This is a genomic window from Pedobacter montanisoli, assembly GCF_022809115.1.
GTDB classification, from domain to species: Bacteria; Bacteroidota; Bacteroidia; order Sphingobacteriales; family Sphingobacteriaceae; genus Pedobacter; species Pedobacter montanisoli.
The window spans coordinates 845792-870918 of record NZ_JALGBH010000001.1 but is presented as its reverse complement, the minus strand read 5'-3'; the positions used below and the strand labels follow the sequence as shown (position 1 = coordinate 870918).

General features: G+C 35.4%; 16 protein-coding genes. 6 read left to right on the top strand and 10 right to left on the bottom strand.

Translation table 11 applies throughout. The annotated features are described in order from the left end of the window. The first annotated feature begins 29 nt into the window (after positions 1-29). Positions 30-2138 (top strand): methionine--tRNA ligase, encoded by a 2109-nt coding sequence (metG, locus tag MMF97_RS03830; RefSeq protein ID WP_243359346.1) that lies wholly within the window; start codon positions 30-32, stop codon positions 2136-2138. A 166-nt stretch (positions 2139-2304) separates the two neighbouring features. On the opposite strand, the gene MMF97_RS03825 is transcribed toward metG, so the two are convergent. The 5 genes from MMF97_RS03825 to MMF97_RS03805 form a co-directional block, all read right to left on the bottom strand. Beyond that, positions 2305-3183: a DUF1735 domain-containing protein gene (locus MMF97_RS03825; protein ID WP_243359342.1), complete on the bottom strand. Its 879-nt coding sequence runs from the start codon at positions 3181-3183 to the stop codon at positions 2305-2307. A gap of 13 nt (positions 3184-3196) precedes the next feature. Beyond that, a complete protein-coding gene (locus MMF97_RS03820) occupies positions 3197-4765 on the bottom strand; it encodes a SusD/RagB family nutrient-binding outer membrane lipoprotein (RefSeq protein WP_243359341.1) in 1569 nt (522 codons plus the stop codon). An 11-nt stretch (positions 4766-4776) separates the two neighbouring features. Then, positions 4777-7902 carry a SusC/RagA family TonB-linked outer membrane protein gene (locus MMF97_RS03815; protein ID WP_243359340.1) on the bottom strand — a complete coding sequence of 1042 codons (3126 nt, stop codon included), beginning with the start codon at positions 7900-7902 and terminating at the stop codon, positions 4777-4779. A gap of 248 nt (positions 7903-8150) precedes the next feature. Continuing rightward, entirely contained in the window at positions 8151-9077 is a 927-nt protein-coding gene (locus tag MMF97_RS03810; protein ID WP_243359337.1) for a tyrosine-type recombinase/integrase, read from the bottom strand. Positions 9078-9442: 365 nt separating this feature from the next. Next, entirely contained in the window at positions 9443-11935 is a 2493-nt protein-coding gene (locus MMF97_RS03805; RefSeq protein ID WP_243359336.1) for a M14 metallopeptidase family protein, read from the bottom strand. Positions 11936-12156: 221 nt separating this feature from the next. On the opposite strand from MMF97_RS03805, the gene MMF97_RS03800 reads away from it, so the two are divergent. Continuing rightward, positions 12157-13458, top strand: coding sequence for a UDP-N-acetylmuramoyl-tripeptide--D-alanyl-D-alanine ligase (locus tag MMF97_RS03800; RefSeq protein WP_243359335.1), 1302 nt, complete (start codon positions 12157-12159; stop codon positions 13456-13458). A gap of 75 nt (positions 13459-13533) precedes the next feature. Here the strand turns inward: MMF97_RS03800 and MMF97_RS03795 are convergent, their stop codons facing one another. The 4 genes from MMF97_RS03795 to MMF97_RS03780 are packed head-to-tail and all read right to left on the bottom strand — an operon-like array spanning position 13534 to position 17699. Further along, entirely contained in the window at positions 13534-14718 is a 1185-nt protein-coding gene (locus MMF97_RS03795) for a thioredoxin family protein (protein WP_243359332.1), read from the bottom strand. 4 nt (positions 14719-14722) lie between these two features. Then, entirely contained in the window at positions 14723-15184 is a 462-nt protein-coding gene (locus MMF97_RS03790; protein WP_243359330.1) for a gliding motility lipoprotein GldH, read from the bottom strand. Continuing rightward, positions 15177-16547 (bottom strand): PSP1 domain-containing protein, encoded by a 1371-nt coding sequence (locus MMF97_RS03785; RefSeq protein ID WP_243359327.1) that lies wholly within the window; start codon positions 16545-16547, stop codon positions 15177-15179. The genes MMF97_RS03790 and MMF97_RS03785 overlap by 8 nt, the downstream gene beginning before the upstream one ends. A gap of 3 nt (positions 16548-16550) precedes the next feature. After that, positions 16551-17699 carry a DNA polymerase III subunit gene (locus tag MMF97_RS03780; protein ID WP_243359325.1) on the bottom strand — a complete coding sequence of 383 codons (1149 nt, stop codon included), beginning with the start codon at positions 17697-17699 and terminating at the stop codon, positions 16551-16553. A 112-nt stretch (positions 17700-17811) separates the two neighbouring features. Between MMF97_RS03780 and MMF97_RS03775 the strand changes: the two genes are divergently transcribed. The 3 genes from MMF97_RS03775 (at position 17812) to aspS (ending at position 22504) form a co-directional block, all read left to right on the top strand. After that, positions 17812-18243 (top strand): MarR family winged helix-turn-helix transcriptional regulator, encoded by a 432-nt coding sequence (locus tag MMF97_RS03775; protein ID WP_243359323.1) that lies wholly within the window; start codon positions 17812-17814, stop codon positions 18241-18243. A gap of 27 nt (positions 18244-18270) precedes the next feature. After that, positions 18271-20688, top strand: coding sequence for an outer membrane beta-barrel protein (locus tag MMF97_RS03770; RefSeq protein ID WP_243359322.1), 2418 nt, complete (start codon positions 18271-18273; stop codon positions 20686-20688). A 70-nt stretch (positions 20689-20758) separates the two neighbouring features. Next, positions 20759-22504: an aspartate--tRNA ligase gene (aspS, locus tag MMF97_RS03765; RefSeq protein ID WP_243359320.1), complete on the top strand. Its 1746-nt coding sequence runs from the start codon at positions 20759-20761 to the stop codon at positions 22502-22504. Positions 22505-22555: 51 nt separating this feature from the next. On the opposite strand, the gene MMF97_RS03760 is transcribed toward aspS, so the two are convergent. Beyond that, complete coding sequence (locus MMF97_RS03760; RefSeq protein ID WP_243359319.1) at positions 22556-23005, bottom strand: GNAT family N-acetyltransferase; 450 nt, start codon at positions 23003-23005, stop codon at positions 22556-22558. A gap of 876 nt (positions 23006-23881) precedes the next feature. Here MMF97_RS03760 and MMF97_RS03755 point away from each other — a divergent pair. Then, complete coding sequence (locus MMF97_RS03755; protein ID WP_243359318.1) at positions 23882-25084, top strand: HEAT repeat domain-containing protein; 1203 nt, start codon at positions 23882-23884, stop codon at positions 25082-25084. Positions 25085-25127: the final 43 nt, after the last annotated feature.

Here is a 25127-nt window from a genome sequence, read left to right as displayed (position 1 = left end):
CAATATCTTTGCAAAATAAAAAAATAGTTTTGGATAATAATAAATTTAAAAGATATACGGTTACGGCTGCCTTGCCTTATACCAACGGGCCTGTACACATTGGCCACCTAGCTGGCGTGTATTTGCCTGCCGATACGTATGTACGTTATCTGCGTGCCAATAAAAGAGATGTTAAATTTATCTGCGGATCTGATGAAAATGGAGTTCCTATAACGCTTAAAGCTAAAAAAGAAGGAGTTACGCCACAGGAGATCGTAGATAAATATCATAAAATAATTGGCGATTCATTTAAGGAATTCGGCGTATCTTTCGATATTTATCATCGTACTTCTTCGTTAACACATCATCAAACAGCCGAAGATTTCTTTGAAAAGTTATATAAAGACGGAGTATTTACTGAAGAAATAACAGAGCAGTATTATGATGAGCAGGCTAAATCTTTTCTGGCAGACAGATACATTACAGGCACCTGTCCCAAATGTGGCAACGAAAATGCCTATGGCGATCAGTGCGAAAGCTGTGGAAGTTCATTAAACGCCACAGATCTAATCAATCCAAAATCAACATTATCTGGTCAACCACCTGTTTTAAGACAGACTAAAAACTGGTTCTTACCCCTTGATAAATATGAAGATCAATTACGTACCTATATAGAAAGTCATAAAGAGTGGCGGCCTAATGTATACGGACAGTGTCAAAGCTGGCTTAATGCAGGTTTACAGCCAAGGGCAATGACCCGCGATCTGGATTGGGGCGTAAAGGTTCCTGTTAAGGGAGCAGATGGAAAAGTATTGTATGTTTGGTTTGATGCACCTATTGGTTATATATCAGCTACTAAAGAACTATCTGAATATGCTAAATTAGGAATATGGAATCCTAAAGCTGAGGAATATTATATTAACCAAAGCAACTTAACATCCTTTAATTATGAGGATTACTGGAAAAATAAAGAAGCTAAACTGGTTCACTTTATAGGTAAAGATAATATCGTTTTTCATTGCATTATTTTCCCTGCTATGTTAATGGCTCATGGAGATTATATTTTGGCAGATAATGTACCGGCTAACGAGTTTTTAAACTTAGAAGGACAAAAAATATCAACCTCTAAAAATTGGGCTGTATGGTTAAATGAATATCTCGAAGATTTTAAAGACAAGCAGGATGTTTTACGCTATGTTTTAACGGCAACTGCTCCTGAAACAAAAGACAATGATTTTACCTGGAAAGATTTTCAGGCAAGGAACAATAATGAGCTGGTTGCTATTTTAGGTAATTTCATTAATCGTGTGGTAGTTCTAACCCATAAATATTTTGATGGTAATGTACCAACCTTAATGGAACTTACAGCGCACGATAAAGCGATTATAGAAGAACTTAAGTCTTATCCTGATAAGATCAGCACCTCTATAGAAAATTATCGCTTTAGAGAAGCTCTAACAGAGGTAATGAATGTTGCTCGTTTAGGGAATAAATATTTAGCAGATACAGAACCCTGGAAATTGATTAAAACAGACGAAGACAGAGTACGTACTATTTTAAATATCAGCTTACAAATTGCCGCCAATTTAGAAATTCTGATAGAACCATTCTTGCCTTTTACCTCTGTTAAGCTAAAACAAATGTTAAATTGTGGTGGAAATACCTGGACTGATGCAGGATCTATTGATCTGTTAAAACGAGGGCATAAATTAAACCAAGCGGAGCTGTTGTTTGATAAAATAGAAGATGAAGCTGTACAGGCACAGATAGATAAGTTAAATCAGAGCAAAACTGCCAATCAACAAATGCAAAAAGAAGTTACTCCGTCCAAACCTAACATTGAATTTGAACAGTTTAGTGCTATAGATATCAGAGTAGCCACAATAGTTGCTGCAGAGAAAGTAGAAAAAACCAAGAAATTACTTAAACTGACTTTAAATACGGGATTAGATGAGCGCACAGTAGTTTCGGGTATTGCCGAACACTATAAACCTGAAGATATTATAGGAAAGCAAGTAAGTATCATCGTAAATCTAGCACCAAGAGAAATCAAAGGAATTGTTTCGCAGGGAATGATATTAATGGCTGAGGATAGCGAAGGTAAACTGACCTTTGTGAAAGCAACTGATCGGATGCCAGAGGGTGCTGTAATCAGATAATTAATTTTATATAGGGCAATTATACAACTTTCCTGAGTCATATATTAATTTATAGTAATCCCTATCTGAACAAAGAAATCCTTTCCACAATATATAAAAACAAATAAGCCGCCCTTAAAAGGCGGCTTATTTGTTTTATGAATGAAAGAATTATAAGATGTTAATCTTATGGACCTGTTCTTACCCAAGTTTCTGTCATACCTCTACCTGCAAAAGTATATCTTATGGTAAACTTACCATTCACCGGATCGATCAAATCAACTCCATCAACTGAAGAAGCCAAGATTGAACCCGAGAATACAGTAACAGAGGTTATAGAGGTATTGTTACCATTAAACTGATACTGAGTATAGCCAGAATAAGTATTAGCAGCGTATTGTGTCTGTAATTTATTCGGACCTACAGTTTCCAATTTAACTCCTGTTTCAGTGAAATCTCCAATATTTACGTCAATTCCACCATAGTTATTATTGAAACGTACAGTATAAGTACCTTGCCATATACTCTTTAATGGCATACTGAAAATAACAGCACCAAAATTTCCACTAATAGTACCAGTTGATGCAGAAGTAATTCTTAAAGCTAAAGCGTTTTCTTTAGTTGCATCAAAAGTATTTGGTTTAACTGATATTTTAAATTTAGCTTCTCTTTGTCCCTTAGGTATAGTAACCGTTGATGGGAATGAATATGAAGTTGCTGCCAATTGAGCATAATTAGCGCCAGAAACTCCGGCATTATACGTTGCTATCATTGCAGGATCTGCTGCGATATTAACCGTAATATCATTAGGAGCTACATCAGTACCTGCATAATTAACAATACCTTCAAACTCAGCCGTTGTTGCTGTAGGGTCTAATGTAAAAGGAATATAAAGTGCATAAGGAGCTGATGTTCCTGATTTTATACCTCCAATGTTTTTAAACTCAATCACATTTTTGATAGCTCCCGGTGAATCCGGGCCTATCATCGTTTTATCTTTTAAACAAGATGTTAAGCTTCCTGTTAAAAAGGCTAAAACTGCTGTATATTTTATAAAATTTTTCATAATAAATTTCTATCTATCTTGCCCAAAATATTTTATTGCTATAAACATTAACCGCAGGAACATTTGATGCATTATACTTAAATTCACTTGTTGGATACTGAATTCTTGTAGGTAATTTGTCTGCAGCAGTTGACTCAGAAACTATAGAAACAAATGTAGTCGTCTTAGTAGTTCCGGTAATTTTTGGATATCCAGTTCTTCTGTATTCGTTCCATGCTTCATGTCCGAACAACATATTGAAAGCAATATATTTCTGAGTTAAAATAGCTTCTAATTTAGCATCATCTGTAGTAGCCAAATCAAAATTAACCAATGGACTTAAAGTATTATCTGTTTTATATGTAGCAAGATCTGTAGTAGGATTTTTACCTGCTGTTGCAGCTCCTGTATTGTCTTTATACAAGTATTTTAAAGAAGCAATAATTCCGTTTTCGAAATTGGTTTTTGCTGTTCCGGTTAATAAACCTCTAACATTTGCTTCAGCTTGTAAGAAATAGCTTTCAGCAGCTAACATTAATGGTTGTCCGGCTTCAGGGCCTTTTAAAATACCTATTTTGCTATAAGTAGTTGAATTGGTTCCGATAAACCATGAACTTGGAGCCAAACCTCTACCCGCATCAGATTCCTGATAACCTAACTGGTTTACAGGAGTTGTTGCACCGGTTTTATACGTAACAGCAAGTCTTGCAGCATCTTTAAGCTTAGTTCCGTTATAGAAAGCCATGATAAACGGAGTAACAGCATATTGACTTGCTGCTCCAACCGCTGTACCAGCATAGTTATAAGCCCATGAGTTCCATAAAGGAGTTTGTTTACCATTTAATTTTGCATAACCAGGGTTTACCATAGCATCATCGGTAATGAAACCAACTCCTGCATCAAAAGTAGTATTAGCAAAGTTAACTTTTCCTGTTCCTTTGATAATTAACTTAAGCTTCAAAGTTTGTGCAAAAGCAGCCCATTTAGTAGCACTTCCTGCATAAAGAGGGTCATTCTTAACAAAGAGAGGACTTGCAGTAGTGATTGTTTTAAAAGAAGCAATAGCTTGATCTAACAGAACAGCGATATTTCTATAAATATCAGTTGCTTTGTCATATTTAGGTTGCAATTTTTCATTACCCAAGTTAGCCTCAGTGTATGGAACATCATTATAAGTATCTACCAATAGTGAATAATTATAAGCTTTTAAAACCTTTGCAGCGGCTTCAAATTCTTTATAATTAGCATTTCCAGCAGAGTTCTTCAAAACATATTCCACATCTGTTAAAACATCATATGTTGTAGCCCATAGGTTTGCAAAATTATCTGTTTGCCAGTTGTATGAAATGATACCACCCCATCCACTTACACCTCCACCATTGGCGAAGTATCCTACTTGCTGGCCTCCCATTGAGTTATATGAAGTTGTTGTGCCTGAAGTTAAGCTATTGGCTGTAGAAACAATGGCTGTAGGTAATACCAGATCAACCGTTGCTGCTGTTGCCGAATTGGGATTAGTATTGATATCCAGATCTTTCTTACAAGAAGAAAAAGCAGATACCGCAATAAATAATCCACATATATATTTAATATTTCTTTTCATCTCTATTTCTATTATAAGTTAATCGTTAATGTAGCTCCATAATATCTAGAAGGTGGGGTTTGTCCCAAATTGGTTAAACCAATGGCATTACCACTGCTTGTTCCGTTACCATCACTATATTCAGGATCGGTATAAACATTTGTTTTTGGCAACCAAACAAATAAGTTTCTTCCTTGAACACTAATTTTAGCTCCTTTAATGAATTTTGTTTTTGCCACAACAGAAGCAGGTAAGTTATATGATAAAGAAAGTTCTCTTACTTTCCAGAATGCACCAGAAGTAACATAGTTCTCATCTATACCTGTTCTTGGACCAGAAATAGTCCAATAACCAGGACCACCATCTCTAACTGTAATATTTGTGTTTGCAACATAAGTATTAGTAGCAGGATCTAAATAAGATGAGTTAGGGATAACAAATCTATCTCTGTTATAGGCTACAGTATTGATACCAGCACCACTAAAGTCGAAAGTACCACCACCAGCATTGTATATAACGTTTCCTGAACGATACTCACCTGAACCATATAAAGTAAATCCTTTATAAGAAACATTCAAGTTAAGACCTAAAATATGTGCTGCGTTAGCTTGTCCTAAGATGCTTAAACCAGTAGTAGCTGATGGATAACCAGTAAATCTGTTTACAATAATTCTTCCTTGGTTATCACGTACGTGAGTTTTACCTTGAATTACAGGGAATTGTTGACCAGCTACAGCATAAGAACCTACTGTTCCACCGTAAGCACCTAAAGTTAGTTGGTTTAGATCCGCACTAATATAATCAACAGTATTATCATAGTGTGAATAGTTTGAACCTACTGTAACTTCCCAGTCTTTTGTTCTTAAAGGCACTACAGAAAGTGATGCCTCAATACCTCTTGAACTGGTTTGACCTGTATTTGTTAATAAACTAGAGTAACCTGTTGCACTTGAAACACCTGTTGATACAGTTTGATCTTTTGTTTTAGTATCATAGTAAGTAAATCCAACATTAACTCTGCTTTTGTATAAACTAAAGTCGGTACCAATCTCCCATTGAGTAGTCATCTCTGGTTTAAGACTAGAAGAAACCATTCTATCACCCACAGAAAGACCTCCTAACCCGTTGTAAGGGTATCCAGAAGCTTGTGAGAAAGTAGGAACTAAGCTATAAGCACCAATGTTAACCTGTCCAACTTTAGACCAACCTGCTCTTAATTTTAAGAAATCGATTTGTTTAATGTTTTTGATAAAATCTACTGCTTCACTAGCTACGAAAGATAATGTTGCGCTAGGATAGAAGAATGATCTGTTTTCTGGAGCTAACACAGAAACCCAGTCATTACGTCCTGTTAAGGTTAAGAATAAATAATCTTTATAGCCGATATCTAATTTACCAGATAAACCATAAGATCTGGTTAATGAACTAGATTCACTTGCGGTTGGGTTATTTAAACTGTTACCTAAATTGAAAATACCAGCAGTTACAAGACCGCTAACAGAAGCACTTTCATTTTTAGCTTGTCTTTGGATCAATTGTCCTAATACAGTTAAGTCAAATTTAAAGTCATTTACTTTTTTCTGACCATGTACAATGAAATCACTAACGATATTAGTAGTGTAGCTAAAGTCATCAGTAACACCACCTAAGATATTTTGTTTTTTGTATTCACTTGATCCTGCTTGATTAGCATAAAATGGATCGAAGATAAAAATATCCGAAAAGCTTTTTGTTGAAGCATTTTGTGTGGTCAAACCTAAACGGCCAGTAAAATCTAACCACTCTAAAGGTCTGTATTTTAATTCTGAACTACCTACAAAATAGTCATTTCTTGTCTTTTGTCTGTAGTTATCTGCCATAAAGTATGGGTTATTATAATATGCATTAAAGTATCCGTTTGGACTTGCATAAATATCATTTTTCCAGTCTTTATAGCTTGTTAATGGAACTTGACCAGGGGCATTTAATAAGTAGTTATAAATGTTACCTGTTTGTGTAGTAATATCATATCTGTTCTGAACATAATTAACACTATAATTAAAGGTAATTTTATCAGAAACAATTCTAGTTCCACCTACCCTAGCTGTTGCACGGTTAAATTTATCACCAGGAGTGGTTCCTTGAGCGGTAACAAATTGTGCTGCAGCATACATACTTCCTTTTCCTGCACTTCCTGATGAAATTGAAAAATCAGTAGCATTGTTATAACCTGTATCCCAGAAATTATATTTTGCGTTAGTCCAAGCATAAGGAACTCTTTGAAAAGATCCATCAGGGAATACACGACCAATAGGTCTAACAGCACCGTCAAATGCAGGGCCATATTGTTGGTTTTCTATTGGATTGTAAATCTGAACATCGTTATCAGAACCAGAACCAAATTGTTTTTGTAATTCAGGATAGAAAGATACTTGTTCAAGAGTTAAAGTATTTGAAACTTTAATATCAAATCCATCTCCTTTTTTACCTTTTTTAGTAACGATAATCAATGCTCCGTTTGATGCTGCAGAACCATATAATGCAGCAGCACTACTTCCGTTTAAAACAGTTAGGTTTTCAACATCATCTGGATTAAGGTTTCCTAAGATAGAGTTAGGAACGATAACATTATCAATAACGATTAAAGCCTCGTTATTACCTGTTAAAGATCTCATCCCCCTTAGTACTACCCTGTAGTTAGGGTTAACACCACTACCAACACTCTGAACATTTAAACCAGCAACTTTACCGGCTAAACCAGAAACAACGTTAGTTGGCTTAGCAACCGTAACAGCGTCATTAGAAAGAGTAGTTTGATTTGCTCCTAATTCTTTTTTACGAGCAGTTAAACCACCCCCAGAAACCACTACCTCATTTAAGATCTTTGTGTCTGGGTTTAAAGTAACGTTCATTACAGAAGCAATTGAAACTTCTTTAGTTTCATATCCTAAAAAAGTAAAAACAAGAGTTTTCGCAGATGAAGGTACTTTTAACGAGAATTTACCGTCTCCGCCTGTCTGCACAGCTATGTTTGCAGAACCACTAACTCGTACCGTTACACCCGGAATCGGAAGGCCATCGTCAGAAGCCTTAACAACACCAGTAATTGCCCTTTCTTGTGCCATTGCTGTGGTAGCAACAAACAAAAGAATGAACAAACTTTGTAGAAGTTTTTTCATAAATTAATAAAATTTAGGTTAGTTAATAATTAATTAATAGGCTAATATAAATACATTCAAGATGTAACACAAATTTTATTTAACATTTTTTAACGCTAAAAGGAGAGATTAAGAATAAAAATTAAAGTTTTTTATTCTAATTCGTTTAAAATAATTTTCTTCTTTACACGTAATCTGTTAATAAATGATTAGAACCTTGCTGGCTTGTCAAAGCTCTAGGCTATCTGTATGTAAAAACAAATGAGTATTTATTTTAAAGCCTTCAACATTTGATCAATACATTTTTTCTTTTGTTCTAGATTAGGATGCACATATAAATTTAAAGTAGTGTTGATATTAGAATGCCCCAGTAAAGCGCTCACAGTTTTATAGTCACATCTACTCTCAATACATCTTGTAGCAAAACTGTGTCTCAGTCCATGGAATTTCAGATTAGGCATGCCCAATTCTTTCATAAAGCTTTTGTAATAGTTCATATACGTCCTTGGCTCTGTAGGCCTTGAGCTATTACTAAGCACAAAAAAAGAATTATTAATAATTTTTTTAATTGGCTTCAGCATTTTCAATAAATCCTTGCTTATAGGAATATCTCTATTTGAATTTTTGGTTTTAGGGGTATCTAATATAAGCTCAGTCTTACGAGATCCTTCTTCTATTACATAAATTCGTTGTAAAGTTTTTCTGATTCTTATAACTTCAGCATCTGCATCTATATCTTCCCAGGTAAGTGCACATATCTCCCCAATTCGCATACCTGCACTCAGACATATATACACTCCTAAATTTTTGAAAGTAAAATGCTCTTTGATATGCTGCATTATCTTTTTTTGATTTGAGCGACTCAATACTTCAATTTTACTTGGTCTTCTTTGTGTTGGAAATTTAACTTCCAAAGATTTGTTTTCAAGCCATTTATTCTTAGCGCCAAACTTCAGTACCATTTTCAAAACGATTAAAATATCTTTAATTGTTTTTTGGCTTAACCCTTCGTCTATTTTTTTTAACACAAAAGCTTGTACATGTGCCTCTTCAATATCGTACAGGTCTCCAAATTCGGGCAATAAATGATTTTCAATCAAAAGCGCATAGATAGAAAAACTTGATTTTTTCACATACTGCTTTTTGTCTGTTTTCCATAAACCGATCACTTCTGAAATTCTTTTTTGTTCATTCATAAAATCTACTTTTTAAATTACGTACTAATCTTAAAAAATAAGGAGAGACAGTTTCTTATTCTTATTTATAAACGAAGATAAATAGCATTTTTAAGACATTTAAACAAACATCTAGATCCTATTATTATTTATAGATTTTATTCCTATTAAATCATCATACCTCATTTAACTAAAGGCTCGCCTGAAGACAATGAGAACTAACTGGATATTAAATTATCCGAACCAAGAATATTACTCTTTTCATATAAGAAAGAAAAAGTGATTAACTTGTATGACCAAAAATTAAGAAAAGATGATTAATTATGTTTTTAAGTTATAACTACATTATAGAAAAGATTTCTTTATGAATTTCTCTTGTTGTCATGTTAAAACAAAAACACCCCGTTTACCCATATCTGCTTGCCAGCTTCCCAGAAATTTCTAAACAAACTGTTAGTAGCCAAATAAATAACAGTTCCTTTACCCATAGATTGTGTACGATAAAGAGCTCCGCCTGAAGATAATTTATTTTTAACCGCCTGACCGGCAATACCCGAAGTGTAACTATCTGCTTTTAAAAGGCCTACATTAAAAACATCATTAGAGATTTCATACAGCTTATCATCTGTTTTTAAAGTATAGTAATCTTTTCCTAATCCAAAAGTAAGTGGATGGGTATCGTCCATATAAACTTTATAAATAGCCCCAGGAATAGCATTCTCAAAATCGTCTTGCTCTCTCTTGCCATATGTGGACACATTGGCATTTTGAGCTTTATTTACTTGGGCAACAGACTTTAACTTAATGTTGTAAGGCTTTTTCTCTACAAAAGAATTAATGGCATCCTCAACAAGGATTAGCTTGCCACCTGCGTTAATCCATGGCAATAGCTGTTCTGCAATCTTATCATTATAGTTACCATCAGGCAAAATAAGTGTATTGATATTGCTTTTATCCATATAAGGCAAGCTCTGAAAGTTAACTACTGACAAAGGATAGTTCAATTCTGTTTCAAAGAAATGCCAGATTTCTCCTAAAGATTGCGATGTTACCTCTGCTCCTGCTACAACAGCCACTTTGGGAGCCGTTAGCAAAGGATAACCTGAAGAGCCAAAATCTTTACCTTTTTCTACACGACTTGATGTTAGAACAAAGCCATTTGTTTTATGGTCTGCAAGAAATACATTCATCACGTTCTCGACCCCCTTAATATTTCTTTCATTTTCAGCTTTCAATACAATCAATGATCCGGCTTTGTGCAAAATGCCATTTGCAGTAAATGCCTGTTCTGCCATTCGCACTTTAATACCATTCTTCTGCAAGTCAATCAGGATTTTTGCATCATTTACCGATTGCCATGACAAAACCCAAGCATAGCTTTTTTGTTCTTGCTTTTTTTCGGGTTGTTTGTTTATATACAGTTCTTTATGGGTACCCTCTATCTTTTCTTTTAGGGCATAAGCATTTAAATTGTAAGCAAATGGCAAGGCCCATGCAGTTATATCATAAGTATTAGAATCTGTTATCTTGGTTTGAGGCTCAAAAAGTACCGTGGTAAGTACAGCTTGTGGCTGATATATATTCACCACTAAATCATTGCGCTCAAGTTTAAAGTTTTCATTTTTCTTAGTTCCAAAATTATATCCCATTAAAGATTTATTGCCCCCATAAGTAAATTGTATATGGTTTTTCTTTAACAGGTTAGCCAATTGTTCTATTCTGTACAAATTATCTGCTTTAATTACGTAGCTTTTATATGTGCCATTGGGGCTTGTATTATTTCTTTCAAAGAACAGCTTATATTCAGACAGTAATTTCTCAGCATATTTAGAACTGACTTCAATCGTAGAAAGAGAAGTGGTAAAATGATGCGCTATCCGGTCTTTTAATCTGAGTGTATCACCATCATTAGTAATCACACCTAACCCGGCTCTGATCCCACCTTGCTCATAGGTCATTCCTATTGCTCCGTTATATAAAGGATAGGTATCTCCATAAGATGGGTATAAAAGGTCAAACCTTTCTTTGGTAAAATACCTCCAGCCATTCTCATCAAAATATTTAGCATTGTTCTGACCCACAATAACCTGAAATTCTTTTTGCCAGCCGGTAACCTGTTCATGTACAGGTTCTGCTGCTGGGGCAAAATAATAGGGCTCATTATATCCTTGTTCATGAAAATCAACATGAACCTGAGGCAGCCATTTATGGTATTGCATTAGTCTTTGCTGAGTTTCTGTTTGTGTCTGCCATGCCCAATCTCTGTTCAAATCAAAATAATAATGATTGGTACGTCCTCCAGGCCAAGGTTCTGTATGTTCTCTTGCGGCAGGATTTAAGTCTGGCGGCGTTGAACTTACACTATTAAAATAATTCACATAACGTTCGCGACCATCAGGGTTCAGGCAAGGGTCTATAATCACAACCACATTCTGGAGCCAGCTTTTGATTTGTGGATCTTTTGCTTGTACCAAGGTATAAAGCACTTTCATTGCTGTTTCTGTTGAGCTAGCCTCATTTCCATGCACATTATAGCTCAACCAAACAATAACAGGTTGCTTTTTACTAGATGTTGCTGATGCTTCCTTTTGAGTTAAAGAAAGGTTTTGCCGGCGAATTTCTTCCAACCTATCTATATTTTCTTTGGAAGAAATATAGGTTAAGATTAAACTTCTGCCCTCATAGGTCTTTCCGTAATCTTCTACTTTTACGTTCTCTGCATTTTTGGCTATATATCTAAAATAATCCACTACCTTTTGATGGTTTGTAAAGTGTTCTCCTAGAGGATATCCCAAGAAATCATCCGGGCTTTGCACTTGAGCCTTAGCAATATTTGCAATAAAAAGCAGGGAAACAGAAAACAGTAAAATAGACTTCATAATTTTTTTCTTTATCAAAAGCTATTTAAAATTAGAAAATACTCGTCTTTCTGAACCTGTTTCAGAATCTTTTTACTACAGACCCTGAAATAATTCCGATAATTATCGGAACAGGGTGACGGAGGTTTATTAAGTTAATTTTAAACAGTTTATCAATATTACTAAAAGAATATTTTATTTCTTTGCTTCATTTGTAATTTTACCGTATCAAAAACTCTAACATGCACAACATTACATTGCTTTACCAGATTTACCTGAAACACCCAAAAATCTGTACCGACACAAGGCTTATCAGCGAAAATTGTATCTTCTTTGCTTTAAAAGGAGAAAACTTTGACGGAAATACCTTTGCCGAAAAAGCGTTGGAAATGGGCGCAGCATATGTGGTTATTGATAATCCTGATTTCAATAAGGGCGAAAGCTATTTTCTGGTAGATGATGTACTTTCTGCACTACAAGAACTAGCAAAGCATCACCGCAACCAACTGAACATTCCTGTAATAGGTTTAACAGGCAGTAATGGCAAAACCACTACAAAAGAGCTGATTAACGCAGTTTTAAGCCAGAAGTTCAAGACTTATGCTACCAAGGGCAATCTAAATAATCATATTGGTGTTCCCTTAACTCTCTTGTCCATTTCAAATGAAGTAGAAATAGCGATTGTGGAAATGGGGGCCAATCATCAAAAGGAAATTGAACAGTTATGTGAAATTGCCCAACCGGGCTTGGGATTGATTACCAACGTTGGTATGGCTCATTTGGAAGGATTTGGAGGTTTTGAAGGTGTTAAAAAAGGAAAATCGGAGCTTTATGCCTATTTAAAAACCCAAAGCGGCATAGCCTTTATAAATAAGGACAATGAGCATTTGGTGGAAATGGCTGAAAAACACAATTTAGACAATAAGGTATATTACGGCAAAGAAGCTTCTAATTATGTAAGTGGCTATTTAAAAGAGAGTAATACATTTCTTGAGATTGAATGGATACATAACAACCGTATTTACCATGCTTCTACCCATTTAACCGGGAAATATAATTTTGAAAATGTATTAGCTGCAATATGTATAGGAACTTATTTCAAATTAACTCCTCAGGAGATTAACCAGGGGCTTGAAAGCTATAACCCGGCAAATAATCGCTCTCAGGTTACCAAAACCGAAAGAAATACGGTTATATGTGATTATTACAATGCCAATCCCAGCAGCATGACCGCAGCTTTATCCAATATCAAAACATTGGAGGCCAGTAAAAAGTTAATCATATTGGGAGATATGTTTGAATTAGGCCCAGAATCTGCTACCCAACATAAAAACATTATAGAATCCGCACTGCAAAGTGATGCAGAGCAAGTAGTATTTATAGGAAGTAACTTTTATGCATTTAAAGATGCTTACAAAGCAGCGTTTTTCAATAACACCGCCGATGCAGCGGATTATCTAAATAAAAATCATTTTAAAGATTTCTTGGTCCTACTAAAAGGTAGCCGGGGCATGGCTTTAGAGCGATTATTTCCGTTGTTATAATTCTAAATAATATTACAACAAAAAAGCCACAGGAATAATCCCGTGGCTTTTTTTGATTTCTTATAAATAAGGTGGTTATTTCTTATTCAAATATTGCTCTATAATAAACTTTACATCTTTAGGTGTTTTATCGTTTTTCAGGATGTTATCAGCAACCGCTTTAAACTTATCTTGTTGTTGGGTCTTATTATAAACCACCGCTTTTGCAAAATCTTTTAAATAGGCTAAATCTTTCTCGCTCTCGGGCACTGGTATGCCATCAAGTTTCTTAAAAGCTTCATCTAACTGTCCATTTTCAAAAAAGACAGGGCCTAAAGCCATCACAGCATTACAAATTTGTGCGTAAGTTGATTTTGAAGGATTATTTAAGATCTGGTTCACAGCATCTAATGCCGGCGCCACTTCTTTGTTTCCAAGAAAGTATTGTGCCCTAAAATAGTTGTAAATAAAAAACGAGCTCTGTGGAACGTATTTATTCAACAGTTCTTTCACAATATCAAAGTCAAGGTCATCAGAGAACTGAACTTTACTCGACATAGCGTATTGTAAGGTTAAATCAACCAGTCGGCTTTCAAAATCTGCTTCAGTATATGTACCTTCTCTTAATATTCTGCTTTTGTTATCTGCAAAATATTTAAGGTTCTTTTCATCGCCCAATGTTGGGAGGTATTTCATTACCAGATTAATCAAATCAGCATTGGCTAAAATATCAGGTTGTTTAGCTAAATAACTCTCCCCTATTTCAAAAAGATCATCATCCTCAAATTCCATTGCTTTCTCCGCAAAAACCAAAAACTGTGCATTAGAGAGTTCTAACGCTTTCTTTTTTAAAGTATAATATTGGCTTTCCGGATTTTTAGCTTCTTTACCCAAAGAAATGAACTCTTCTGGCTCTCTAAAACCTACGGCTTTATGTAGCATTACTCCATCAGGACTGATAAAGACCAAATTTGGATAAGCATTTACATAGTATCTATCTGCAAGCATGGCACCCTCTCCCTTTTCCATATCGATCTTTACATTAACAAAATTGGCATTATAAAAATCGGCCACTTCTTTTTTAACATAAACATCTGCTTCCATTTGCTTACATGGGCCACACCATGTAGCATAAGCATCCAGGAAAATAATTTTATTTTCTTTTTTGGCTTTTTCCAATACGGTTTCCCACTTAGGGTTATCCATAAAGTTAATTCCCTGGGCATTTACATACAGGCTAACCAGTAATGCAAACAATACCATATAAATTCTTTTCGTCATCATGCTAATTTTTAACCACTTGTAGTCCAACATCACTAATTCCTATAAGTGGATTATCTCTCATATTTTGTTCTATAGTTATCGTGTACGTTCCTTGGTGTTTAAAAGAAAGGTCTTTCAATAACGTAAATTCTTTGGAATAAATATCACCTGAGCCTTTTCCTAACCATTCTCCTGTCTGCGTAGCCAGTTTTAGCTCGTACCTGATCTTTTTATTCACATCCTTACCCCTTACAACCAAAAGTACAAAGAGGTTAGAATAACGGTAATCTACGGTATGCCTTAAGTTAAATTTTACCGCATAGGTTTTCAAGGTATCGCTAATTTCAAACTGTGTCTTTGCCGGATTATTATACAGCCAATTATTTCCCGGTACACTTTGTGTACTGTCTGCAACTGTATTGAGGTTACAAGCCGAAAATCCGGCTAAAACAATAAAAAATAAAAGGCAATATATTTTATTCATTATTTGACGGGGAAGAATTCTGAGAATTAGACCTGTTTCTGCCTCTATTGCGATTTCTGTTACGGTTGTTTCTATTGTTCTTTTTAGCCGTGTTGTTATCTTGTTCAGTTGCTTCAGGGCTTGATTGTGCCAGCTGCTGAGGTTTAGATGCATTTTGCGGCCTAGCCTGAGGTTGTTTCGGTCTATTGCCTTGCTGGCTTTGCGTAGCCTGCACAGGTTTATTTTTATCGCTTCTTTTCTTATTCCTGTTTCTATTTCTTCCTTTGTCATCTAGGCGTGTTAAGCTATCCTGACCAACCACATTCTCATAATCATGTACAATTTCAGCTACAGCTGATGTTTTGATTTCAACTGCTTCGTCTTTAAGATCAGAAGGCTTATCTCCTTTCTTATTCATGGCCATGATTTCTTTAACACGATCTACTTTTAAAGGAATCCAGTCTTCCTGGTTTGAATAGCTGAACCACATCAATTTCTTGAAAATATCTGTTTTTTGCAGTCTGGCCACTCCTGTCTCGGTAAGCAGTGAATCTACTTTTTCAGGGATATCCTTTAAGGCATCCAGATAAGTATCTAACTCATAATTTAAACAGCATTTTAGTTTACCACATTGACCTGCCAGTTTCAAGGTATTTAAAGATAGGTTTTGATACCTTGCCGCTGCTGTAGAAACCGTTTTAAAATTGGTTAGCCATGTTGAACAACACAGCTCTCTTCCACAAGAACCGATGCCGCCTAAACGTCCGGCTTCTTGGCGCATGCCTATCTGGCGCATTTCTATGCGAATGCGAAAAGCCTCAGCCATTCGCTTAATCAGTTCTCTGAAATCTACCCTGCCTTCTGCAGTATAAAAGAAAGTTGCTTTGGTTTTATCGCCCTGATAATCTACATCGCTGATCTTCATAGAAAGATTCAGGTCAAGCGCAAGCGTTCTTGCCTTGTGCATGGTTTCCCATTCAAGATCTTTGGCCTGTTTCCATTTTTCCACATCAGCCTCCGAAGCCTTTCTGTAAATTTTTCGGCTTACTTGGTCTGCATGCGTTTTTTTCCTTTTTAACTGGGTACGCACCAATTCTCCGGTTAGAGAAACATGTCCCACATCATAGCCTCCGGTTGGTCCTTCTACAACCACAAGCTCACCTATTTCTAGATAAATGTTGTCGCTATTTAAAAAGAATTCTTTTCTTGCGCCTTTAAATTTTACTTCAATAACTTGAAAAGGTATATAATTAGAGGGCATATCTAAATCAGACAGCCAATCGTAAACTTCCATTTTCTGGCAACCGCCGGTTAGGCAGGAGCCATTACTTTTACACCCGGCTGGAGCGCAACCTCCGCCCGATGAACAACTTCCACATCCCATATTTTAATTGTATATATATTGATTCCCTTGCGGGAGTGTTTTAAACTTAATAATTTTTACCAGCTGTAAAGATACATCTAAAAACAGAATTTTCGGATTCGCGTTTCTTTCTATGTGGTAATGTGCCTTTTCCAGCTCCTCAACCAATGCTTCTATCATAGGCATACTCAATACATGAACAGAAAGCTTTTGCGCTACCTCCATGGTACTTTGCGGTAATTTTACCAGATTTTCGGCTCCACTTAATATCAAACTGCACTCACGCAGGAAATTAATTCCGTATCTTAAAAAGTTCTTTTGGTTCTCCCTGCCCCATGATGCGGCCGTTTCTGTAAAGGCAATCATTGCGCTTACTTTATTGCCATAACCCATTCGCAACCACTCTGCAAAATAACCTGCATTATTATTTGAAATATCATTTACCAGCGTATTGGCCTCTATCAAATTGCCATCAGCCAGAAAACTGAATTCTTCAGCCAGATTTTGGGAAACGCCGGCCTTTTCTATCAGATAAGTTGTAATATCAGTGTCTGTTAACTTAGGTATTTTAACCAATTGAGTTCGCGACAATATAGTTGAAAGGATCTGTTCTTGATTTTGAGCAACCAGTATAAACAATGTATGTGCAGGAGGCTCTTCAATAATTTTCAATAAAGCATTTCCTTCCTTATCCAAAAACTCAGGCAACCACATGATCAGTACTTTTGTTTGTGCTTCAAAAGCTTTAAAACTAAGCTTTTTGATAATATCATGGCATTCGGCCATGTTAATATTGGCCTGCTTGTTATCGGCATTGAGCTGTGATCTCCAGATATCTAAATCAAAATATGGGTTTTCCAAAAGCATCTGCCGCCATTCTTCCAGAACATCTGTGGCTACTTTTATATCTTTAGATGCAAAGAATGGATAAGAAAAATGTAAATCGGGATGAATATATTTCTCATATTTACGGCATGATGCGCATGCTCCGCAACTGTCTGTCTCTGTTCTATCCTCACAGTTAATGTATTGTGCATAAGCAATTGCTAAAGGCAATGCCCCGCTACCAGATGGAGATAAGAACAACTGTGCATGACTTATTCTGTTTTCTTTAACGGTTTGCAAAAGATGCTTTTTCGCTACTTCCTGTCCAATAATATCTTTAAACTGCATAGCTTGCAAAATAACAATTTACATTGATAAGAGCGTATGAAAAAACAAGAAATGTAAAAATATACTTGATATATCAAGCATTGACATATCAATAGTATTATATTTGTATCACATGGAAAAATTAAATAACACCCTACTTTATACGCTCGATAAATGTTTCAGAACTTATAATCAGTTCTCACAAAAAAATGTGAGTAAGGCTGGTTACAATATTACAATTGACCAATGGCTGATCTTAAAAAGTTTATCTGAAGAAAGTAGTTTAACACAAAGCGATATGAGCAGGGTCTTGTTTAAAGATGCAGCTTCTATTACCCGTATTGTATTTCTATTAGAAAAAAAAGGTTACATCAAACGGAAAGTAAATCCCGCCGACAGGCGAAAAGCACTTTTGCAACTTACAGAAGCTGGTTTAAAAATAACGGTTGATGTAAATGAAGTGGCTTTAAAAAACCGGGCCAAAGCATTAAAGGGCATTTCTCTTGAAAAAATTAATGAAATGAGAAACTTATTACATCAGATTATGGAAAACTGTAAATCATAAAACACACAAAATAAACCAAACACACACATGAAATCTATCCTAAAATTAGTAGCAATCATAGCTATGCTATGGCCAGCTATTTCTACTGCACAAAACACAACTGCCGATTTGCAGGTTATCATTAAAGAAACCAACAATCAGTCTGTTCCTTATGCCTCGGTTGAGCTCAAAAAAGCATCTGACCAAACACTTGTTAAAGGTGCTTTCAGTAACGAAAACGGAAGTGCTAACTTTAGTTCCATTCCTAATGGTAATTACATTATAAAAGTATCTGCCATGGGTTTTGCCGTAAAAACTTCTGAAGTGTTTAGTTTACCCGCAAAAAAGCGGATAGAAATAACTTTAAACCATGATACTAAACAGCTTAAAGAAGTTTCTGTTAACGCCACCAGACCTTTTATTCAACGTAGCGAAGGTAAATTATTGATTAATGTTGATGCAACAGCCAGTAATGCCGGATCTACTGTACTTGAAGTCCTTGAAAAATCGCCGGGTGTAATGGTAGATCGCAATGGAGGTATTAGCTTACAAGGTAAAAACGGCGTTTTGGTTATGATAGATGGTAAGCAAACTTATTTATCTGGCACGGAGCTAAATGCTTTGCTAAGCTCCATGAATGCCAGCCAGGTCAATCAAATCGAGTTGATAACCAGTCCTTCTGCAAAGTACGATGCCACAGGTAATGCGGGTATTATTAACATTAAAACCAAGAAAAACAACCAGGAAGGTATCAATGGAAATTTACAGATAGGCGGTGGCCGAGGCAAAGGCTACAGAAGCAACAATTCCATGCAGTTTAATTATCGTAAAGGTAAGATTAATGCTTTTGCTAACTATGCTTTCAACTACAATACCAATTCTACAGAAATATATGCAGACAGAGCCTATTTTGATAACACAAACCAAAGTCATTTAGAACAACCTTCACATCTTTCCTCATATGCTTACATTCAAACTTTAAAAACAGGTTTAGACATCTTTGCTTCAGAGAAATCTACCGTTGGCTTTACACTTCAGGGCACACTGATTAACCGATCAAATCAAAACCAGGCAACTGCTTTATGGTTAGACAAGAATAATACCCCAGATTCAGTCATATATACAACCGGAAAAGCACCTTTAAATGTAAGAAACGGTGGTATAAATTTTTACAGCAGACACAAACTGAACAATAAAGGCGAAATAGGTTTTGATCTAGATCTTTTAAAATACAGAAATAAAAGCAATCAGTATTTTAACAACAGCCGAAATGATGACATCATGGCTTATGAACGGCAGTCGAGAGGTGAAATCCCTACAAGACTTAACATATTTTCAGCAAAAACAGATTACAGTTATCCTTTAAGCCGGGGGAAAATAGAAACCGGCATTAAGTTTTCTAACATCAATACAGATAATTTTGCCTCGTATGAGCTAAATAATAGCGGAACATGGTTTCCTGACTTTAATAAAACCAACCATTTCATCTATAAAGAAACCATTTCATCTGCCTATGGAAGTTTCGATCAGAAATCAGATAAGCTGAGCTATCAATTGGGTATCAGAATAGAAAACACCCATTATTCTGCCGATCAATTGGGCAATATGCAAAAACCTTCAAGCAATTTCAGTAAAAACTATCTGGATATTTTCCCTTCAGGCTATTTAAGCTATAAGGCCGACAGTTTAAATAGTTTCACGTTGCTATTTACTCGTCGCATAGATCGGCCTCCTTATCAAAAGCTCAATCCTTTCGTACTCATTATCAACAAATATACACTGCAAAAAGGCAATCCCGATATTACGCCTCAAAGAACATGGAATTTTGAATTAAGCCATACCCTAAACCAATTTTTAACAACCACACTGAGTTATAGCTTAATTAAAGATTACTTCTCTCAGATATTTATCAATGAATCTAATGATATTCTGGTTTACACAGAAGGGAATGTTGGTAAAATGCACAATTATGGTATTGGTTTAACGCTACAGTTAAAGCCCCTTTCATGGTGGGATGCAACCATTCAGAGTAACTTTAACCACAAAGTCTTAAATAATTCCAACGGATTGAGCTTTAAATCAAACATCAATCAATTACATACCAGTATGAATAACCAGTTTAAAATCAGCAAAACATTAAGTGCAGATCTTTCTGGGTTTTATACCACAAAAGCACGAAACGATCTGCAGGAATTATTATACCCTAATGGACAGCTATCTGCCGGGCTGTCTAAATCTATCTTTAAAAATGCCGGAAGCATTAAACTGGCATTGCGTGATATCTTTTACACACAGGCTATGGAAGGTCTAACCACTTTTCCGAATGCACAGGAGTATTTTAAGCTGCAAACCGATAGCCGTGTAGCTATTTTAACCTTTACTTACCGTTTTGGCAAGCCACTTAAACCTGCCAAAAGATCGAGTGGTGGGGCCAGTGAAGAAATGAACAGAGCAGGTAATTCATAGAAAATGAAATTGAGCGGCACGAAATGGTAAATCATTCGTACTTTTGCAGCATTAATTTTTTAAAGTAAAGATGTTAAGAACAACGACTTGTGGTGCTTTACGCCTTGAACACTTAGGCGAACATGTAACCTTATGCGGCTGGATGCAAAATTCAAGAGATTTAGGTGGCATGACTTTTATTGATATCAGAGACAGATACGGAATTACTCAGCTGGTATTTAACATGAATGATGATACCGATCTGTGTAATGCAGCCCGCAGCATGGGCCGTGAATATGTTATCAAAGTAACCGGTACTGTTGTTGAACGTTCAAACAAAAATAAAGATATACCTACTGGTGATATTGAAATCAAAGTTTCGACTTTAGAAGTTTTAAACGCTGCAAAATTACCTCCTTTTCTTATTGAAGATAAGACTGACGGAGGTGATGATCTGCGCATGAAATACCGTTATCTGGATTTAAGACGTAATCCGGTACGCAATAATTTAGTTTTGCGCCATAAAATGGCTCAATCGGCACGCCGTTACCTAGACGGATTGGATTTTATAGAGGTTGAAACGCCTGTACTGATGAAATCTACACCCGAAGGTGCCCGCGATTTTGTTGTACCAAGCAGGATGAACCCGGGTGAGTTTTACGCACTACCACAATCTCCGCAAACCTTTAAGCAATTGTTAATGGTTTCGGGATTTGACCGGTATTTTCAGATTGTTAAATGTTTTAGAGATGAAGATTTAAGGGCAGACAGACAACCTGAATTTACTCAGATTGACTGCGAAATGAGCTTTGTAGAGCAGGAAGATATTTTGAATATATTTGAAGGACTGGTACGTACCCTGTTTCAGGAAATAAAAGGTATAGACCTTCCTTCCGTACCTCGTATGCAATACGCTGATGCCATGCGCCTGTATGGTTCAGACAAACCTGATACCCGTTTTGAAATGCTATTTGTAGAGCTTAACGAAGTGGTTAAAGGTAAGGATTTCGCCGTTTTCGACAATGCAGAACTGGTAGTAGCAATTAATGCAAAAGGATGTGCTCATTATACCCGTAAACAGTTAGATGAGCTTACAGATTTCATAAAACGCCCTCAGATTGGCGCCACCGGATTGATCTACATGCGACATAATGAAGATGGCTCTTTAAAATCATCTGTTGATAAATTCTACAATGAGGAAGAATTGAAAAAATGGTCTGCAGCTATGCAAACTGAACCAGGCGATTTAGTTTTAGTGCTAGCCGGAGAAACCGATAAAGTGCGTAAACAATTAAACGAACTCCGTTTAGAAATGGGAAGCCGTTTGGGTTTACGTGATAAGGATAAATTCAGTGCACTTTGGGTATTAGATTTTCCTCTTTTAGAGTGGGATGAAGAATCTAGTCGTTACCATGCCATGCACCACCCTTTTACCTCCCCTAAAGCAGAAGATATTGCTTTATTAGATAGTAAACCGGGAGCAGTTAGAGCCAATGCTTATGATATGGTTATTAATGGAACCGAGATTGGTGGTGGTTCAATACGTATTCACAATAAAGAATTACAGGCATTAATGTTTAAACATTTAGGCTTTTCAAACGAAGAGGCGCAAAAACAATTTGGGTTCTTAATGAATGCGTTTGAATATGGTGCTCCTCCGCACGGAGGTCTAGCTTTCGGTTTTGACCGTTTAGTATCGATTTTTGCAGGTTTAGATAGTATCAGAGATGTGATTGCTTTCCCTAAAAACAATGCAGGCAGAGATGTAATGATCGAAAGCCCTAGCGCCATCGATCAAAAACAATTGGACGAGCTTAAAATCAGATCTACAGTATAAAAACCAAATATAAATAAGCAGAAAGGGCATTTTACAATGCCCTTTCTGTTTTTATGAGGTATATAACATCTCTATATGCGGAATGTCATCTTCTAAATACGCTTCTCCTTGTGCTATGAAGCCCTGCTCTTCATAAAATCTCTGCAAATAACATTGCGCACTTATTCGTATTGTTTTAACCATAAAAAGCACTTTTACCTGCTCTATGCTTCTTTTCATCAGTTCTTTACCGAAACCATATCTTCTATAATTTATATGGGTTAAAACCCTTCCTATACTGGCTTCTTCATATGAGATCCCTGGCTTAATCAATCTTGTATAAGCCACCAGCTCATTTTTATCCCAACCCATTAAATGATAGGCATCCAGGTCCTTATTGTCTATATCATGATAAACACAATTCTGTTCAACTACAAACACATCTGATCGCTGCTGTAATATTTTGTAAAGTTCAATAACCGTTAATTCTTCAAACTTTTTACAAGCCCAATTTAATTCCATATAACTCAGGGGGATTTAGAAATGCCAAATATAAAAAACCTGAATAAAGAGTTATTAATAAGGCGTCAAAAAATACAATACACATCTTTAGAAACTAAAAAATTATGTGAATAATAATCGTAAAAAATATAAATAAAAGCTGACATTAAATAACTTTAATTGATTGTTATAAAACAATCTATGAGATTTTAATAATAAATGAGTTTATATAATCAATATATAACATTATTTAATAAATGATTATATAATTCAACGAAACAGATAATACAACTAAAAGATCTTATTTTATAATATAAATAAAAAGTTTATAACTTTCAATTAATTATCTTATTATTAAATATTTAATTTATTATTTCATCTAGTACTAATATCTGAATTACCAATTATTATAGATTGATATTATTTTACCAAAATCCATATTTATATTTAGCAATTTCCTCTTATTTTATATTTAAAACTTAACGAGAAAAACAATATGAATTTCAGAGAAAAAAGCTTTGCGAATTTTATCTGGCAGAACCTTTATAAATTTTGAATTCTCATATAGATTAACTACCTTGTACTCATTAAAGGTTTAACAAATCTTTTAAAAGCATTTAAACGCTGTACAGCGTATGCAAATTGTTAATTTTTTGGGATGAACTGCCCCTGCTGTAAAAGTTGGGGCAGTTTTATTTTCCTCTATCTTCATCTGTTTTTACGCAACCCAACGGGAAATACATTCCACACTTTTACCCACAAAAAATACTGTTTCCAGCATAAACAACGGCCCAAAACGCTTTTACATCGCTTTAAAGCTTATTACTAAATAATTAACACATTGGCCTTCTTTTTGTCTTTATACCAAGCAAACCTAAACTACAATTAATAAAATTTATGGCTTTGCTAAATTATATAGACCGTTATTTAGATATTATGCTGAGCTACCCTTTTGTAATAAGGGTTGCAATGATTTTCATATTAATCAATATTTTTGCTGCGCTCATATTTTTTGCCACCCTTTATTTTACGGTAAGAAACCGCAAGAAATTAGAAAAAGAGATTAAAACAGTATATCCTGAACAAAGAAAATTCTTCTCAGATATTTTAGCCTCGCAAGCTTTCATGCCGGATTTTGAAATACAGAACCAATTTGTAGAAAAATTTGGAAAGCTTAATAACAGGTCTTACATCCCAGCTATTACCTCTCTTCAGGATTTAGTGAAAGAAAACCCGGATTTAATTAAGGCAAAAAACTATCGTTCTATCATTGATGGATTAAAAATAGACCGTCATTTAGAAAAAAGACTTGATTTTTCGAGCACCAGAGAGCGTTTAAGAACGTTTCAGACCTTGTCTATATTAGATTTAACCATTTCAGATTCTAAAATACTCCCACACACATACAGCAGAAATATTTCTCTAAAAAAAGAATCTCGTAACTCTTATGTAGGTATCAGCAGTCATGATCCATTCAAGTTTTTTGAGCATACAGATAATAGTATCAACTATTGGGATCAGATCAACCTGATTAAACAACTGGAGATACATCATAAAAACCATTTACCCAATTTCAGTAAATGGATCAAATACTCTAAAAACATTTCTCAGCAAACCTTTATTATAAAAGCTGTTGCTTATTTTAAACAAAGATCTTCAATACCAGCTTTAATAGAATTGCTAGATACACCTGATCATACTGTAAGAAAAGAGGTAATTTCTGCTTTAGGAACCATGCAGGTAGAACAGATCGAAGATCGTTTGATCAGCATATACCATGATCAGCCACAGGCTTGTCAGGATGCTATAATAGAGGCGCTTTACACCATAAATTCAGGGAATTGCCTGGAGTTTTTAAAAGAAGCTTATACTTTTTCAAGCAATATGGAGTCTAAAAAATTAATTGCAGAAGTTATTTATAGATACAACGAGGCAGGAAAACACTTTATCGAGACTTTATCTCAACAGGAAGAGGGATTTGAAAAATTAATTTTAGAACACGTTAAAAACCCTCTTATACCTTCAAGATTATCATTAGTAAGCCGTAAAACCGCTAAAGATTATGCAAACAATCTTGATAATTTAAGTTTTTCAATTTAATGCGCTCAGCCAAGAGCAGATTTACCTATTAGTTTATGCAGGC